Source organism: Nonomuraea sp. NPDC049141 (assembly GCF_040648415.1).
Taxonomy (GTDB): domain Bacteria; phylum Actinomycetota; class Actinomycetes; order Streptosporangiales; family Streptosporangiaceae; genus Nonomuraea.
In genome coordinates this window covers 250,154-265,340 of the sequence record NZ_JBEZDR010000014.1, presented here as the reverse complement: position 1 = coordinate 265,340, position 15,187 = coordinate 250,154, and the positions used below count along the sequence as shown (strand labels likewise).

The window sequence follows — 15,187 nt, the reverse complement described above, 5'->3', positions numbered from 1 at the left end:
ATGACTCAGCAGGTGGAGATCGGCCGGGGCAAGACCGGTCGCCGGGCCTACGCGCTCGACGAGATCGGCCTCGTACCCTCCCGGCGCACTCGTGACCCGGAGGAGGTCTCGATCGCCTGGCAGATCGACGCCTACCGGTTCGAACTGCCCGTGGTCGTCGCTCCCATGGACAGCGTGGTCTCGCCCGCCACCGCCATCGAGATCGGGCGGCTCGGCGGCTTGGCGCCGCTCGACCTCGAAGGCCTCTGGACTCGCTACGACGACCCGTCGCCGCTGCTGGAGGAGTGCGCCTCGCTCGATGCCGAGGCCGCGACCAAGCGGCTGCAGGAGATCTACGCGGCGCCGATCAAGGAAGAGCTGATCGGGCAGCGGATCTCGGAGATCCGGGAGTCCGGCGTGACGACCGCCGTCCGCCTGTCTCCGCAGCGTACGGTGCAGTACCACAAGGCCGTCATCGACGCGGGCGTCGACATCTTCGTCATCCGCGGCACCACGGTCTCGGCCGAGCACGTCTCGGGCCGTGCCGAGCCGCTGAACCTCAAGCAGTTCATCTACGAGCTCGACGTGCCGGTCATCGTGGGCGGCTGCGCCACCTACACGGCGGCCCTGCACCTCATGCGTACCGGCGCGGCGGGCGTTCTGGTGGGCTTCGGCGGCGGCGCCTCTCACACCACCCGCAACGTGCTGGGCGTGGCCGTGCCGATGGCCACGGCGATCTCCGACGTCGCCGCCGCCCGCCGCGACTACATGGACGAGTCGGGCGGACGCTACGTCCACGTGATCGCCGACGGCGGCATGGGCACCTCGGGCGACATCGCCAAGGCCATCGCCTGCGGGGCCGACGCGGTCATGGTCGGCTCCCCGCTCGCCCGCGCCACGGAGGCGCCCGGCCACGGCTTCCACTGGGGCTCGGAGGCACACCACCCGGACCTGCCTCGCGGGCGTCGGGTGGCTTTCGGCCAGGTGGGCAGCTTGGAGCAGATTCTGCACGGGCCGTCCAGCGTGGCCGATGGGTCGATGAATCTGATGGGGGCGTTGAAGCGGGTGATGGCTTCTACGGGCTACTCGGACATCAAGGAGTTCCAGCGCGTCGAGGTGGTTGTCGCTCCTACCCAGCGCTGAGTGTTCGGCGCCCATCCGCGAAAAAACTTCGCGGGTGGGCGCTTCGCGCTTCGGGGGCAGGCGTTGCTTCCAGTCGGGCCGAGGCCCGACCCCTGAAGGTCCTCGCTCCGCTCGGGCCCCCTTCTTGGCGCGGCTTCGCCGCGCGCTTCGCCGTCGTTGGCCGGAGGAAGCGCGGATCGAGGGGCGGCCGGTGGCCTGGCTTGGTAGGTCGAGCGCCTTTGTCCATGACCCTGGAGACTGGCCTACCCCGGTTGATGACTCTTCCAGAGGGCGGGCCAGAACGCCGCCGTCGAGCGGCCCCCAGTTGGTGGGCCGCTCGACCTTGCTCAGTCCTGGTCGTATGCGAGGCCGGGATTGCGCTCGGGAGTAACCTGCAGACGGACCACACCGACGCGCACCGACGCGACTCTGTAGACGATCCAGTTGGCGCCGACCTGATCCGCCGCCAGCGGCTTGAGCTCGTACCCGCTGTCATGGACGTCGACGAGGTTGAATTCGGCGGTCAAGCCGCGCTTCCGCACCTCGGCCAGCACGTCACCAACGGTCCGGCCGCTCGCCTTGGCTCCGGCCAGTTGCTCTCCGGCATGAGTGGCCGACAGCCATTCGTTCGCGTAGGACTCGCCTGGCTTGGCCTGCCGTCCCAGATCGAAGTGCATCAGGCTGGAGGTGTCCTTGACCACTGCTGGGACGGTCACCACCATGAAGCAGTCGCTGTCGGCCAAATCGCAGTCGTCCGGTTCCCGGCCTGCCCCGAAAGGCACGTTCGGAATGGCCGAGTGCATAGTCCCGCCCATGCCCACGATCTTGCCCACCGCACTCGGCGAGACCGGGATCACCCTGAGTTCGACGTTGAGGCCAAGGGCCCGGAACGCCTCGGAGAATTTCTGCTGATCCGCGTACGGGTCCTTGATCCGGGCGACATAGGTGTTCGCCTCTTTCCGGATCTCCACCGCGGAGTTGGCGTAGGAGGTCGCGGTACCGCCGCCGTGTCCCAGCAGGCTCGGTCCGAGGACGACGCCGAGGGCGAGGACGACGGAGGCGGCGAGTCCGAGCAGCGTGCGACGAGCCCAGCGCCGGTCCCGCGGGGGTCCCGCCAACGTCGGCTGCCGCTCTTGGGCGATGATGTCCGTGAGCAACGCCTGTGCGCGGGCGCCGCCGGCACGTCCGCCCGGTTCGTCCGTTCCGATCCGGGCCAGCGGCCTCAGCAGTTCGTTGATCTCATCAATGTCCTTCATAGCGGTCTCCCTGCGGGAACGATGGCGCTGGCTGGTGTGAATCGGACATCGGCTTCGTCGAGCGCGCGGGAAAAGCGTTTGCGGGCCCGGTACAGCCGGATGCGTACGGCATTGCGGGAGAGCCCCAGCATCGTGGCGATCTCTTCGCGGTCCAGGCCCTCCCACGCGACCAGCGAGAGGAGCTCGCGGTCGTCGTCGGAGAGCGTTCTGAACACCTGGGCGATCGCGTTCAGCTCGACGTTGTGGTCAGCGGGGTCGCCATAGAGGTCGGCCATCTCCGCGTCGAGTTCCCGGTGACGTGCCTGGTGGCGAAGCGCGCTGCGGCGGTGGTCGGCCAGCACGTTGCGCGCGACTCCGTACACCCAGAGTCTGGCCTCCGCGCCTGGAGGTAATTCGTCGATCTTGCGCCAGACAATGGTGAAGGTCTCGGCGACCACGTCGGCCGCGTCCTGCGGGGAGTCGCAGCGACGTCCGGCGTAGGCGATGATCTGGTCGTAGGTCGCCCTGTAGACGGCTTCGAACCTGTCGGTGTCATCTGGCACGGGCGGTTCCCATCGTGACGTGCTCCGCTCGGTTGGGGATGCGAACGCCCTCTTCATTGGTCGACGAGGGCTCACCATTTCGCCCCAAGCCAAAGAATCTTGCGCGTTTCTGGCCTTGCTCGGCAGCCACGGGTATCTTCGTGGTCAACCCGCCCCGGGGGCGGCCGAGTTCATGGCTGGCGATCCCGGTGTCGATTCCATCGGGTTTTCCCTTTCCTCGCCCCTTCTTTCGCGCACCCCGACCGCGTGCTCCCGGGCGATCGTGGAATCCACGGGCACATCGCAGGCGAGTAGCCCGGCCGCGTCCGCCACGACACCCGGCCCGGATCCGCTTCCGAATCCCGTTGATCACTTACGCCCCGTTTTGTTGCCTCAGCAACGGTTCCAGCACCGCCCACTGCGAGTCGGTCATCAGAAAGGCGACCAGATGACGATGAAGCGCTACATCCTCACCGGCACCCCCGGTGCCGGCAAGACCGCGATCCTGCGGTGCCTGGCGACGCTTGGATACGCGACGGTCGAGGAGGCGGCCACGGCGGTCATCGCGGACGCGCAGGCGTGCGGTGACGCCGAGCCGTGGACCCGGCCGTCCTTCATCGACAAGATCGTGGCCTTGCAGCGACGGCGACAGATGCGGTCGATCGTCGCCGCGCCGCCCGTGCAGTTCTTCGACCGCTCTCCCATTTGCACCCACGCTCTCAGCACCTACGTCGGGCACCCGATCTCCTCGGCCCTGTCCACCGAGATCGAAAGGATCACCCGAGAGCAGATCTACGACCGGCGGGTGTTCTTCATCCGCAATCTCGGCTTCTGCGAACAGACCGAGGCCCGCCGGATCAGCTTCGAAGACTCTCTGACGTTCGAACGCCTCCACGAGCAGACCTACCGCGCCTTCGGCTATCAGCTCATCGACATCCCCGCCGGACCGCTGTCCGAACGAGTGACCACGATCCGAACCGTGATCTTCCAGCACGCGGACATCTGACGGCAGGAGAGCAGCGTCTCCCGCAGGTGGGTCTTACCGTCAGCCGCGCAGGGCGTCCAGGCAGCGGCGGGCCTGGGCGCGTAGGGCGTTGGCGAGCTCGGGCGGGCCGCTGGTCAGGGTGAAGTCGGCGTCGACCGACGTGATCATCCAGACCAGCGCCCATAGGTTCTCGGCCCCGACGTGCAGCAGACAGCTGTGGTCGTCCACCGCCTCGACGACGCCCATCCCCGGCCACACCCGGTCGGCGATCGCCTCGGCCGGCTCGTGCAGGGTGACGACCGCCTGGTACGGCCAGGCTCGCGAGGACAGCCGGTGTGCCAGGTATGTGACGGTGTCACCGTACGGTGGTTGCCTGGGTGTGAAGCGCGGGCCGGTGGGTGTGCGCGGAGTGAGGCGGTCGGCCCGGAAGGTGCGCCAGTCGCGGCGATCGGTGTCCCAGGCGACGAGGTACCAGCGCCGTTCGAAGTTGACGAGGCTGTGCGGCTCGACGGACCGGACGGTGTCGCCGCCGCGGTGACTGGTGTAGTCGAAACGCAGGCGTTCGCGGCGGCGGCAGGCGTCAGCGATCGCCATGAGGGTGTCCGGGCTGACCACGGGCCCGGCCGCGCCGACCCGGACCGTTGCCGTGTTCAGGGCGTTCACCCGATAGCGCAGCCGAGGTGGCAGCATGCGCTCGAGCTTGGTGAGCGCCCGCAGCGCGGTCTCCTCGATGTCGGCGACCGAGCCGCCCGCCGCCGTCCGCAGGCCGACTGCCACGGCCACCGCCTCGTCGTCGTCGAGCAGCAGCGGCGGCAGCGACGCTCCGATGCCGAGCCGGTACCCGGCGGTGCCCTGAACGGCGTCCACCGGATAACCCAGCTCGCGCAGCCGCTCCACGTCTCGGCGGACCGTACGGGTGCTGATGCCCAGCCGCTCGGCGAGTTCGCCGCCGGACCAGTCGCGATGGGTCTGCAACAGTGACAGCAGCTTGAGCAGCCGTGCGGATGTCTCCAGCATGTTCACCAGTCTGCCCGCAGCTTAGGACCGAATCTGTCCTAAGCGTTCCTATGGTCGGAGACATGACCCACGACATCAGCCCCTTCCGCATCGACATTCCGCAGTCCCAGCTCGACGACCTGAAGGCACGGTTGGCGGGCACTCGCTGGCCGGACGAGCTGCCGGGCGTCGGCTGGAGCCGCGGCGTGCCGGTGACGTACCTGAAGGAGCTCGCCGAATACTGGCGAACCGGCTACGACTGGCGGGCGCATGAGGCGGCGCTCAACGCCTACCCGCAGTTCCTCGCCACCCTCGACGGGCAGAATGTGCACTTCCTCCACGTACGCTCGCCCGAGCCGGATGCGACGCCGCTCATCCTGCTGCACGGCTGGCCGGGCGGCGTGGTGGACTTCCTCGACGTCATCGGCCCTCTGTCGGACCCACGCGCCCACGGTGGCGACGCGGCCGATGCGTTCCACCTGGTGATTCCGTCGCTGCCGGGGTTCGGGTTCTCCACGCCGCTGGCCGGGCCGGGCATGGACTCCGCCAGGATGGCCGGGCTCCTCGTCCGGCTGATGGCCCGGCTCGGGTACGAACGCTACGGCGTGCAGGGCTACGACACCGGCTCGTGGGTCGGCCCCGCGATGGGCAAGCAGGACCCGGACCATGTCATCGGTGTCCACCTCAATGCCATGATCACGTTTCCGATCGGGGCGGTCGGCGAGATGGGCGGGCTGTCGGAGATCGAGCAGCGGCGCTGGCAGCGCATGCAGGACTTCAACGACGGTTACCTGCGGTGCAACTCCAAGCGGCCGCAGACGGTGACGTACGGGCTGCACGACTCGCCGGTCGGCCAGCTCGCCTGGATCGTGGAGAAGTTCAAGGAACTCACCGAGCCGGAGGAAGGGCTGCCTGAGGACAGCATCGATCGCGACCACATCCTGACCGACGTCTCGATCTACTGGCTGACCGGCACGGCCGGGTCGGCGGCGCAGTGCTATTACGAAGAGATCAGCGCCACCGAGCCGGACTGGGGTGACGGCGCGGACGCTTGGGCGCCGGAGCGTGGCACGGTGCCGACCGGGGTGCTGGTCTCCGCCCACGACGTGACCGTTCGTCCCTGGGCAGAGCGCGACCACAATGTCGTCCACTGGACCGAGTTGGGCAAGGGCGGCCACTTTCTCGCGATGGAGGCGCCGGACCTGCTGGTCGGCGACGTACGAGCGTTCTTCGCGAAGGTGCGCTGAGATAGACGCCCGCGTACCGGTGCGGCTCGGCGTGTCAAGGGGCCGGCGCATCATTCGAGGCGGGTAGCTGGTTCAGTCGCTCGCCCCGGTGGATCGCGTGGTGGCCCCCGGGCGGTGGGTACGGCGGCGCCGTCCGCCGTACCCACCGCCCGGCGAGGGTCAGCTGCCGGGCGGCGGGTACGCCTCGGGGTTCGTCTTGGGGTCGGGCAGCTTGTCCCAGGACGGGTCGGCGATGACCTTGCAGGGCTTGACCGGGCCGGTGACGAGGTAGCCACTGAACTGCCACAGAGCTCTGGGCTTCTCCGGGCCCGAGGTCTGGTCCGCGTTCTCGGTGAACTCCATGACGGCCGTCTGCCCCGGCTTGATGTACTGCGGACTGATCCGCACCTGGCCGCGGCCCATCTTGAACGTCTTGCCGTTCGGCGAGTTCGCGATCGCTTCCTCGATCTTCTTGCGGACCGCGGGATCCTTGCTCTTGAGTTCCTCCTTGGAGAAGGAGGCGGCGCCTTCGCCCTCGCCGCGGCCGGGGGCGCATCGGGTGCCGGGTTTGACGTAGGAGACGTCGGCGGTGACGCCGAGTTTCGCCAGGTCCTTCTCCACCTGGTCCGGGTCCCTGAATTCGTTGATCTTCAGGGTGATCGTGCCGTCGGTGTTCTTGGTGACCGCGTAGGCCGGGGTCTCGGATCCGGTCAGGAGCGGCACCGCGACGGCCGCCGCCGCGGCGATCGTGGCGACCGCTCCTGTGGCGAGCAGGCGTCGTCTGACGAGCAGGCGGCGGGCCTTGTTGCGGGCCGCGATTTCGGCTTTGAGTTCCATCAGTACGTGCTCCTTGAAGTTCATCGCGTTCCTTCCATGACGAAGGGAGCCATCTCCGGCACGTTCCTGAGCGTGTGGCGGGCGCGGTGCAGTCTGGCCCTGGCGGCGCCCTGGCGGATGCCCAGAGCGGTGGCCGCCTCGCCGATCGTGAGCTGGTCGATGACGACCAGTTCGAGCATCGCGCGATCACCGTCCGGTAACCCGGCCATGGCCTGGAAGGCCCGCCTGGCCACGCTTTCCGCGTCGATCCGCTCTTCGAGCTCGGCGACGTCGTCGCAGTCGAGCGGTCGTCGTCCGCCTACGCGATCGGCCAGTCTCGTCTCCTTGAACGCCCGCCGCCGCTCGGCCGACAGGGTGTTGCGCGCCACGCCGTACAGCCAGGCGATCTCGCTGCCGAGTCCGGGCCGGTAGGTGTGGGCGGAGTCGAGCACCGCGAGAAAGACCTCCGCCACCAGGTCGGCGACCGTGTTCGGATCATCGACCCGGCGGGCGAGGAACGACGTGATCGCGTCGACGTGGCGCCGGTAGAAGGCTTCGAAAGCCTCCGGATCTGTGGCGATGTCCGCCTGTCTGCGACGCACCGGCCGTGCTCCCTTCGTCGACTACACCCCTTCTTGGTCAGCAGCCGGAAAAGCGTTATGAGAGTGAACAGATGGGGTCAAATGTCTCCGCTGTGAGGCGGTCGCGCGGGCTGACCGCGGAAATCGGGTCGCAGGCCGGTGAGCTGGGGCATGGGTGGGCTCCGGATCCGGGCGGTGCTTGCGGTCGTCGGGGCGGATCGACCGGATCAAGGCAGCCATCGCACTGGGGATGCCTGGCGGATGTGGATGAGCACGTCGAAGGCGTCGGCCAGGGATGCCACAGCCATATGCTCGGCGGCGTCGCGGGACGGATCGTAGACACCGCTGATGACGCGTACCTTCGCCGGTCCGTCCCATCGGCGGCGCGTGTCGTCGGGGCGGAGGTCCAGCCAGCGGGCGGGCAGTTTCACCTCGCCGAGCTTGGCGTCGATCAGGTCCCTGGCCGGCTCCGGGACGACGGCGACGCCGAGATCTCCATGATGGAAGCCGATCGCCACGGAGACGTACTGCCTACCGTGGCGTTCGCGCAGCAGGCTGCCGACGCTGGGCTGGGGACCGCGTTCAGGAGCCAGGCCCAAGGTTGCCGGCGCTGCTGATGTGTGAGCGATGCCGTCCCAGAAGGCCACCCGCTGGCCGGTTCGGCGCTGATAGTCGCTGATCGTGTCGGCCCACACCTCCGCATCGCCCGCGTAGCTGCCTCGCCCAGCGACGCTGCGTTCGTGGAAGTCGACGATAAGCCGCATCCGCTCCATGATGGCGCCGTGGGCGTCGATGTCTGGCAATGATCGGATCAGCGTGAGCGCGTCACGGGCGTGGTCGGCGAACGGGCGGCCCGGGTGCAGTCCCCGCACGCGCTGCACGTGCTCATCGGTCTGATGGGCGGTTCGGATGGGATTCAGGTGGGACGCCAGGTCCACCAGCCGTTCCGGGGCCAGCCGATGGACATGTTCGAGGATGGTGTCGTAGTCCGTGGGCTGTGCCTGTGCGGGCTTCACGCCGAAAATCCGGAGGGGATCGTCCAAATGGTCCTGGTTGAAGGCGCGGATCCAGTGAAGCGTCGCGACCATCTCGACGGTGCGCCAGGGACGCCAGGCGTCGCCGAGAGCAGATTCGGCGGTGCCCTCGCCGAAGGTCACGTACCTGTCGAGCCTCGTGGCGACAGCGGCGTTGTCCTGTAGAGCCAGTGCCCGGAATCCGTACTGCTGGGCCAGTCGCCGGAACAGCCGGTCTCGCACGGTGAAGGTCTCGCGGGAGAATCGTGTGGACTCCCCGAGGCCAACGATCTCCGCCTCGACGGCGATCTTCTCGGCCAGCTCGTCGAGCGCGGCGTCCGGCAGCGGGCCGCTGTCGGCAGGCTGCGGTCCGATCGGCTCCCTTGGCACGGCCGGGGCGGTGATGTCGGTCATGCCAGAGCTCCTTCCCGAAGCGGCCGCAGCGCGCTCGACCAGATGACGACCTCGTCCAGCAGGGTGCTGAGGGTCTTGTCCTGGTGTGGGCCGGGGGTGAAGGTGCCCGGTTCGGCCGGGGTCGGGATGGTGAAGTCATGGAACAGGGACAAGGCGACCTGTGTGCGTACGGTGGCGACCTTCAGCTCAGCCAGGATCAACCGTAGGTGCTCGACGGCGCGGGTTCCGCCGTGCAGTCCGTAGCTGACGAAACCGGCTGCCTTGTTGTTCCACTCGGCGTACACGAAGTCCAGGGCGTTCTTCAGGGCTCCGGGGACCGAGTGGTTGTACTCGGGGGTGACGAATATGAATCCGTCGAAGCGACCGATCGTCTTGGCCCAGCGGACGGTGTGCTCGTTGCCATACTGGCCGAACAGCGCCGGCTGCTCCTCGTCGAGCAGCGGCAGGCCGACGTCGACCAGGTCAAGAAGCTCGAAGTCGACAGTGGGGTGTTCCTGGGCGGCCACGCCGGCCACCCACTCGGCGACTGCGCGGCCGCGTCGGCCCGGGCGCGTGCTGCCGACGATGATCGCGATCTTGGTCATGAGAGTCTCTCTTCAAGTGGGTTATTACACCGATCGATGCAAACATTACTCCGATCGGTGCATGTAGTGCAACGATCGGTGTAACACGGTAGCCTCGGTAGGCATGACGGACAAGAAAAAGCCCGGTGGGCAGCCCGACAAGCGGCGGGCGATCGTCCACGGTGCGCTGCAGTTGTTCGCCCGAGACGGCTACACCCGGGCGAGCCTGGACGCGATCGCGGCGGAAGCGGGTGTCTCCAATCGCACCATCTACAACCACTTCACCGACAAGGCTGAGCTGTTCCAGACCGTGATCCAGGACAGCACCCGGCGAGTGGCCGACACGATGATCGACATCATCGACCGCCACCTGGCAAAGGTCGTCGACCTGGAGAACGACCTGGTCGAATTGGGGCTCGCGTGGCTCCGGTTGCTGACCTCCGACCTCGCCCCGCACTTCGCCTTGATCCGCCAGATCAACGCCGAGATCGAGCACATTCCCCCGACCGCACTCAAAGTCTGGCAGGAGACCGGGCCCAGTCGCGTTCGCCAGGAACTGGCCAACCGGCTATGCCAGATCGCCGGCAGTGGCCAGCTCACCTTGGCCGATCCGCTTCGCGCGGCGGGACACCTCATGCTGCTCATCTCCGCCGAAAACCTCACCGACCGCACGGCCCTCCACGACGAGGCCGAGCTCGCCGCCATGGTGTCCGCGGGCGTGCGTGCCTTCCTCTACGGCTACAAGAGGTGACCCGCCGGTTTGCGGCCGAGGATGGCCAGCTTGGGTCACTGCTGCCATACCGAAGATCGCTAGGCGGGAAGGTTCCATGAGGGGCCGTCGGGGTTGCCGAGCCATACCTTCTGACCCTGTTTGGTGACGGTGAGGCCGAACCTCGACTGGTGCGGCCTGCCCGCCACCTGCCAGGCCGAGACCGCCTGTTCGACGCCATCCCACAGCTTCAACGGCCCGTGCTGGCGTACCAGCCAACCTCCGTCCGGCGACTGCTCGGTGGTGGCCTGCGAGCCCGTTGCCACGTCCAGGAGGATGATCCGGTCGTCCGCCCCCATCTTCTCGGCCGACGGAGCGCCGAGCTGGGCCACGAACAGGCCGGTCGGGTCGTGCAGAACGCGCGGGTCGATCACGCTCTCGCGCTGCTCGCCGAGGCCGAGCAGGTAGTGGGAGCGCGGGGGCCGGTCGTGGGGCCGGGCGAACATGAACGACAGGTCATCGGTCAGGAAGCGTCCCGTGGCGGTGCCGTCGTCGGCCAGGGTGAGGTGCGCCAGGGCCGTGCCGCCCATCCAGCCGGACAGCGGCGCCGTGATGGTCCCTCCGTCTCGGACCTGCCACATCCACGAGGCCGGAACGTAGCGTACGGAGCAGGTCGCGATCAGCCGGTCGTATTCTGCGTTCTTGTCATATCCCGCCAGACCATCACCAACGACCAGGGTCGGCGCGTAACCGGCGGCGGTGAGGGCGTGCGCGGCGCGGGCCGCCACTTCGGGGTCGTACTCGATCGACGTCACCTTGCCATCCCCGAGGCGATGACAGAGCAGGGCCGTGGAGTAGCCGGTGCCGGTGCCGATCTCCAGGACCCTGTTCGCGTCGCCGATCCCTGTGGCCTCCAGCATGCGTACGACCAGGCTGGGCAGGGTGGAGGAAGACGTGGGCGGCCCGGGCAGAGGGCCGTTGGCGGCCTCGGCCATGACTCCCTCGACCTGTGTGACCCAGGTCCGGTTCTCGTAGGCCATGCGGAGCCACTGCTCGCGGGATGTCTTCGCGCGCTGGACCGGCTCCCATAGCGGTCCGTTCGTGTCATCGACGGGCCGGAAGACCGCCTCTCCCAGGAACAGCTCGCGCGGCACGGCTTGGACCGCCGCCGCCCAACGGGCGTCGGTGAGGGACCCCTTGGCGACCAGGAGTTCTGCCAGCTCTTGGCGGAGTTCGGCGCTCACGAGAGCTCCCTCGGGCGGGTCAGATGGTCGGCTATCGCGCTGGAGATCTGCTGCGGGATGGGATCGTCGAACCAGGCCCACTGGCCGTTGGGATTGCACTCCAGGAACACCCACTGGCCATCATGAGTCAGGGAGAAGTCGAAAGCCCCGAAAACAAGCCCGAAAGCGTCGAGTAGGCGCGCATGCCCTTGATCACAGCGGTCGGCGCCTCGATGAGCTGGTAGGTCAGCGATGGGTAGTCGTGCCGCCAGTCAAGGCCGGGAGCGCCGTCTATGCGGACAGGGAACACATGCTCACCCACCATGGTCACGCGCACGTCGGCGATCTTGTTCACCTGCTGCTGGAACAGGTGCGCGGCCCCGCTGACGCTCTCGTTCAAAGTGCCGGGGTCGATAACGTCCGCCCACACTGTACGAGCCTCTCCATCAGCGTTCCGGTAGGGGGTGGACCACAGCGGCTTGTAGACCACACTCCCCATCCGCGAGGCGAAGGTACGGGCACTGTCGACCCGGTTGGTGATCAGCGTGGACGGAATCGTGAGCCCGCAGGCGGCGGCCGTGGCGAGTTGGACCGGCTTGTGCTCGGCGTCGCGATTGCGCCAGGGATGGTTGAGGTAAGAGGCCCCCGGTAGCGCGGCCATGACACCGCCCAGACCGAAACGGGACTGGTCAGCGACCCACGCCCCCGTGTACTTGTCGAGGTCCTCGGGCCGACGATAAGGCGTCGGCTGACGCCAGTAGACAGCGCGCACACCCGCCAGGTCGAGATGGCGCGTCTGAGAGTGCCGAGGGAGCCCTTCATGCCCGTGCCGTCAAGGAAGGCCTCCAGCGTTGCGTGGCGTGGGAAGTCGGCGCCGGGATCGAATTGCACGACCGGGACGTCCCGGCCGTGCAGCTCGCCCAGTACCAGGTCGGCGGTGGGGTCATCCAGGCAGGCGACCACCAGGACCGGGGCTGGGATCGGCATCAGTCCGACACCCAGTCCGTCGTGGAATCCGGCTTTGCACCGCCGTCCCTGCTGCCGTCACCGTCGGGGGTAGGCGGCGCGGTAGGGGTGGCCTGCTGCACGTTGGAGCCGTGCTTGCCGGCGGCCTCGATCGGCCGGTTGGTCACCGGATCGAGGCGGACGCCCTTCTGAGTTACAGGGTCGATGCTGATGCGGTGATGAGGGGTGGGCCCTTCGCCCTGGGAAGGGAAGGGGGCCATCCGGCTCACACCCCAGGGAACGAAGCTCTGGTCCGCGGGAGCAGCGGGGGACTGGCTCATGAAGCCTCCGAATCAGAGCGGGCACGCGTGCAGCGGCCTCGGCGGGCTCCAGAGGAGGAACCTCGCGTTCGGTGACGGACGCCTTCACCGTAGAGAGGGGCTGCGCCACTCGTCATACGTTCTATGAAAGAAGTTCCTTGGGAACGGTTCCACTATTCTGGCGTTTGAGGACAGAAGCCAAAAGCCCTCCCTTGGGCGCAAGGGGAGGAGGGTCGGCGGGCTACATGAATGCAGTCGATGTTGACGCGTTCGATCAGACAGTGATCAGATCGGTGTATTCGCCGTCCTGCATGCCGAGCACAAGGGCGGCGAACTCAGCCTTGTCGAAGTACAGCTTCGGGCCGTCGGGGTCCTTGCTGTCGCGAATAACGACCAGATGGCCGTGTTTGTGCAAGCCCGCGCTGGCGGGAACGTGGATAAGTCCTGCCTCAAAGCAGTTTCCATCGGCATTGCTTCGCTTCGGCTTGCGCCAGCGCACCTCTGACAGGTCGATCTCCATGCCTGCTCCTTGGTTTGATGTATGCATCAGAGATCCTTTTCCGCCTGGACGAGCAGTCGCAGACTCTCGCTGGGGTCCAGCGCCTTAGCTCGAAGGTGGTTAAAAACTACGTTATATCGATCAACGACGTCGGCTTCCTCTAGATAACGGGCATCTGTCTGGCTCTCCAGATAGACCACATCGGGAGAAGTTCGCTCGGGGAACTCGATGATCACGAAGCTTCCGTCCATGGCAGGATGGGAACCGGCGGAGAACGGCAGGATCTGCAGGGTGATGTTGGGGCGTTCAGTGGCCGCGATCAGGTGCCTCAACTGGGCCTTCATCGTGGTGGTGCCGCCCACCATGCGTCGGATGCATGCCTCATTGGTGATCGACCACAGCCGCAGTCCGTCCGGCGCGGCCAACTGCTCTTGGCGGGCGAGACGGAAAGCTACCTTCTGCTCTGTCTCTTCGGCGCTCAAGTGAATGGGCGTCGTACTGAGGTGGGCCTTGTAGTAGTCGGCCGTCTGCAGAAGGCCGGGGATCAGCTCGGAGTCGTACGGTCTCAACTCGATCGCGGCGGACTCCAGCCCGACGAAGGTCTCGAACCACGGCCGGATCGCCTTCTTGTGATCCTGCCACCAGCCGCGCTGACGCGCCTCGCGGGCCAGCGTAATGAGGAATTCCTTGCGTTCTTCATCGACGCCATAGAGGTCGAGAAGCATGGCCACGTCGGCAGGGCGCGCGACTGAAGTCGCGTTTTCCACCTTTGTGATAGTGCTTGGCGCTACCCCGAGATGGCCTGCGGCCTGGTCGCGATTCAGGCCGGCGGCGATTCGCAACACCTTGAGCTCGGCACCGAGCCGCCTCCGGCGGACCGTTGGGGAAGACAGTCTGCTTGCCACGATTCCACCTCATATATCGGGAAATGCCAGCGGCTCGGAACAATAACTTCTGGAACTGTTCCGAGAGAACGCTTTACATGCTCCTTGTTGTACGGGCACCATCGGGTCAAGGATTCCGCACCCCTACGGTCTGTGACGACCGCAGTGGCAGAACTCGTCGAAAGCTCCGTGCCGCGACCACCGGAGCCGGCAAGAAGCTCGGATCGGGTCTATCGCCAAGGATGCGCCCTGCCCGCCAGGCAAGGTGGCGCGGTGTTCGACCGAGGACCGGATGCGACCCATCCGAGATCAAGCCTGGCGCGAGTAATGGGTGGGACCAGCGGATTGGCGCGATCGGACGGATCTGGAGAGGCGGGCAATGAGCGGGTTGTTTCTGGGCGAGATCGTGTTGCCGGGAGTGAAGCTTGCGGTGCCGCTGGCTCGTGCGTACAGGTCGGTGCGGTGGTCCACCTGCCCGCCTTGGATCTGCTCGGGCGCCATGTACAGCGGGGTCCCCGCGGAAGAGCCGGTGGCGGTGATCTTCGTGGCGTCGGCGAGGCGGGCGATCCCGAAGTCGCAGATCTTCACCCGGCCCTCCTCCAGCAGGAACAGGTTGGCTGGTTTGATGTCACGGTGCACCACGCCACGGCGGTGCGCGGCGGCGAGCGCATCGGTGATCTGTACGGCCAACTCCCTCACCTGCTCGATCGGCAGGCCCTTGGGACTGGCGGCGAGTAGGTGGCGCAGGTCGCGGCCGACCATCAGCTCCATCACCAAGAACAGCCAGAGCTCGTTCTCATGCCGGTGTTCGTCGATGTCGAAGACCGTGGTGATGCCTGGATGATTCAACGTGGCGGCGACCTCGGCCTCTCGGCGGAATCTGGCCACCCCGGTCGGTTCCGCCGCGATCGTCAACGGAAGGATCTTGACGGCGACCGGACGCCGGAGCCGCAGATCGACCCCCCGCCACACCTCACCCATCCCGCCCCGGCCCAGCGGCTCCTCCAGCCGGTACCGGCCGGCCAGCTCCACCTTCCGCCGCACCATCGCCTCCACCTAAGGAAAGATCACACCGCCGCTACATTCCATCAGGTATGTACGGCTGGGGTATCCAGGTTTCCCACGCCCTGCCTGA

At 67.1% G+C, this 15,187-nt stretch carries 17 protein-coding genes; 4 read left to right on the top strand and 13 right to left on the bottom strand.

Going from position 1 to position 15,187, the window contains the following annotated elements:
- Positions 1–1,122 (top strand): GuaB3 family IMP dehydrogenase-related protein, encoded by a 1,122-nt coding sequence (locus tag AB0B91_RS38080; protein WP_358330500.1) that lies wholly within the window; start codon positions 1–3, stop codon positions 1,120–1,122.
- A 326-nt stretch (positions 1,123–1,448) separates the two neighbouring features.
- Here AB0B91_RS38080 and AB0B91_RS38075 read toward each other — a convergent pair whose 3' ends face one another.
- Complete coding sequence (locus AB0B91_RS38075) at positions 1,449–2,357, bottom strand: hypothetical protein (protein WP_358330497.1); 909 nt, start codon at positions 2,355–2,357, stop codon at positions 1,449–1,451.
- A complete protein-coding gene (locus tag AB0B91_RS38070) occupies positions 2,354–2,899 on the bottom strand; it encodes a sigma-70 family RNA polymerase sigma factor (protein WP_358330494.1) in 546 nt (181 codons plus the stop codon). Before AB0B91_RS38070 ends, AB0B91_RS38075 begins: the two co-directional genes overlap by 4 nt.
- Positions 2,900–3,326: 427 nt before the next feature.
- On the opposite strand from AB0B91_RS38070, the gene AB0B91_RS38065 reads away from it, so the two are divergent.
- Positions 3,327–3,884 carry an AAA family ATPase gene (locus AB0B91_RS38065; RefSeq protein ID WP_358330491.1) on the top strand — a complete coding sequence of 186 codons (558 nt, stop codon included), beginning with the start codon at positions 3,327–3,329 and terminating at the stop codon, positions 3,882–3,884.
- Positions 3,885–3,923: 39 nt separating this feature from the next.
- On the opposite strand, the gene AB0B91_RS38060 is transcribed toward AB0B91_RS38065, so the two are convergent.
- Positions 3,924–4,880: a WYL domain-containing protein gene (locus AB0B91_RS38060; protein WP_358330488.1), complete on the bottom strand. Its 957-nt coding sequence runs from the start codon at positions 4,878–4,880 to the stop codon at positions 3,924–3,926.
- 62 nt (positions 4,881–4,942) lie between these two features.
- On the opposite strand from AB0B91_RS38060, the gene AB0B91_RS38055 reads away from it, so the two are divergent.
- A complete protein-coding gene (locus AB0B91_RS38055) occupies positions 4,943–6,106 on the top strand; it encodes an epoxide hydrolase family protein (protein ID WP_358330485.1) in 1,164 nt (387 codons plus the stop codon).
- Between the two features lie 159 nt (positions 6,107–6,265).
- Here the strand turns inward: AB0B91_RS38055 and AB0B91_RS38050 are convergent, their stop codons facing one another.
- The 4 genes from AB0B91_RS38050 to AB0B91_RS38035 form a co-directional block, all read right to left on the bottom strand.
- Positions 6,266–6,946, bottom strand: a complete 681-nt coding sequence (locus tag AB0B91_RS38050; protein ID WP_358330482.1) for a hypothetical protein — start codon at positions 6,944–6,946, stop codon at positions 6,266–6,268.
- Positions 6,943–7,503: an RNA polymerase sigma factor gene (locus AB0B91_RS38045; protein WP_358327329.1), complete on the bottom strand. Its 561-nt coding sequence runs from the start codon at positions 7,501–7,503 to the stop codon at positions 6,943–6,945. The genes AB0B91_RS38050 and AB0B91_RS38045 overlap by 4 nt, the downstream gene beginning before the upstream one ends.
- A gap of 206 nt (positions 7,504–7,709) precedes the next feature.
- On the bottom strand, positions 7,710–8,909 hold the full coding sequence (locus AB0B91_RS38040) for an erythromycin esterase family protein (protein ID WP_358330479.1): 1,200 nt from the start codon (positions 8,907–8,909) through the stop codon (positions 7,710–7,712).
- Complete coding sequence (locus AB0B91_RS38035; RefSeq protein ID WP_358330476.1) at positions 8,906–9,493, bottom strand: NAD(P)H-dependent oxidoreductase; 588 nt, start codon at positions 9,491–9,493, stop codon at positions 8,906–8,908. Before AB0B91_RS38035 ends, AB0B91_RS38040 begins: the two co-directional genes overlap by 4 nt.
- Before the next feature lie 103 nt (positions 9,494–9,596).
- Between AB0B91_RS38035 and AB0B91_RS38030 the strand changes: the two genes are divergently transcribed.
- A complete protein-coding gene (locus AB0B91_RS38030) occupies positions 9,597–10,223 on the top strand; it encodes a TetR/AcrR family transcriptional regulator (RefSeq protein ID WP_358330473.1) in 627 nt (208 codons plus the stop codon).
- 59 nt (positions 10,224–10,282) lie between these two features.
- On the opposite strand, the gene tgmC is transcribed toward AB0B91_RS38030, so the two are convergent.
- From tgmC to AB0B91_RS38000, 6 genes are all read right to left on the bottom strand, one after another.
- On the bottom strand, positions 10,283–11,425 hold the full coding sequence (tgmC, locus tag AB0B91_RS38025) for an ATP-grasp peptide maturase system methyltransferase (protein WP_358330470.1): 1,143 nt from the start codon (positions 11,423–11,425) through the stop codon (positions 10,283–10,285).
- 127 nt (positions 11,426–11,552) lie between these two features.
- Positions 11,553–12,176, bottom strand: coding sequence for a hypothetical protein (locus AB0B91_RS38020; protein ID WP_358330467.1), 624 nt, complete (start codon positions 12,174–12,176; stop codon positions 11,553–11,555).
- A 214-nt stretch (positions 12,177–12,390) separates the two neighbouring features.
- The gene (gene tgmA / locus AB0B91_RS38015; protein ID WP_358330464.1) at positions 12,391–12,690 is read right to left on the bottom strand and encodes a putative ATP-grasp-modified RiPP; all 300 of its coding nucleotides are present in this window, start codon (positions 12,688–12,690) and stop codon (positions 12,391–12,393) included.
- A 253-nt stretch (positions 12,691–12,943) separates the two neighbouring features.
- Complete coding sequence (locus AB0B91_RS38010) at positions 12,944–13,189, bottom strand: DUF397 domain-containing protein (RefSeq protein ID WP_358330461.1); 246 nt, start codon at positions 13,187–13,189, stop codon at positions 12,944–12,946.
- Positions 13,190–13,215: 26 nt separating this feature from the next.
- A complete protein-coding gene (locus AB0B91_RS38005) occupies positions 13,216–14,073 on the bottom strand; it encodes a helix-turn-helix transcriptional regulator (RefSeq protein ID WP_358330458.1) in 858 nt (285 codons plus the stop codon).
- Between the two features lie 288 nt (positions 14,074–14,361).
- Entirely contained in the window at positions 14,362–15,099 is a 738-nt protein-coding gene (locus AB0B91_RS38000; protein ID WP_358330455.1) for a serine/threonine-protein kinase, read from the bottom strand.
- Positions 15,100–15,187: the final 88 nt, after the last annotated feature.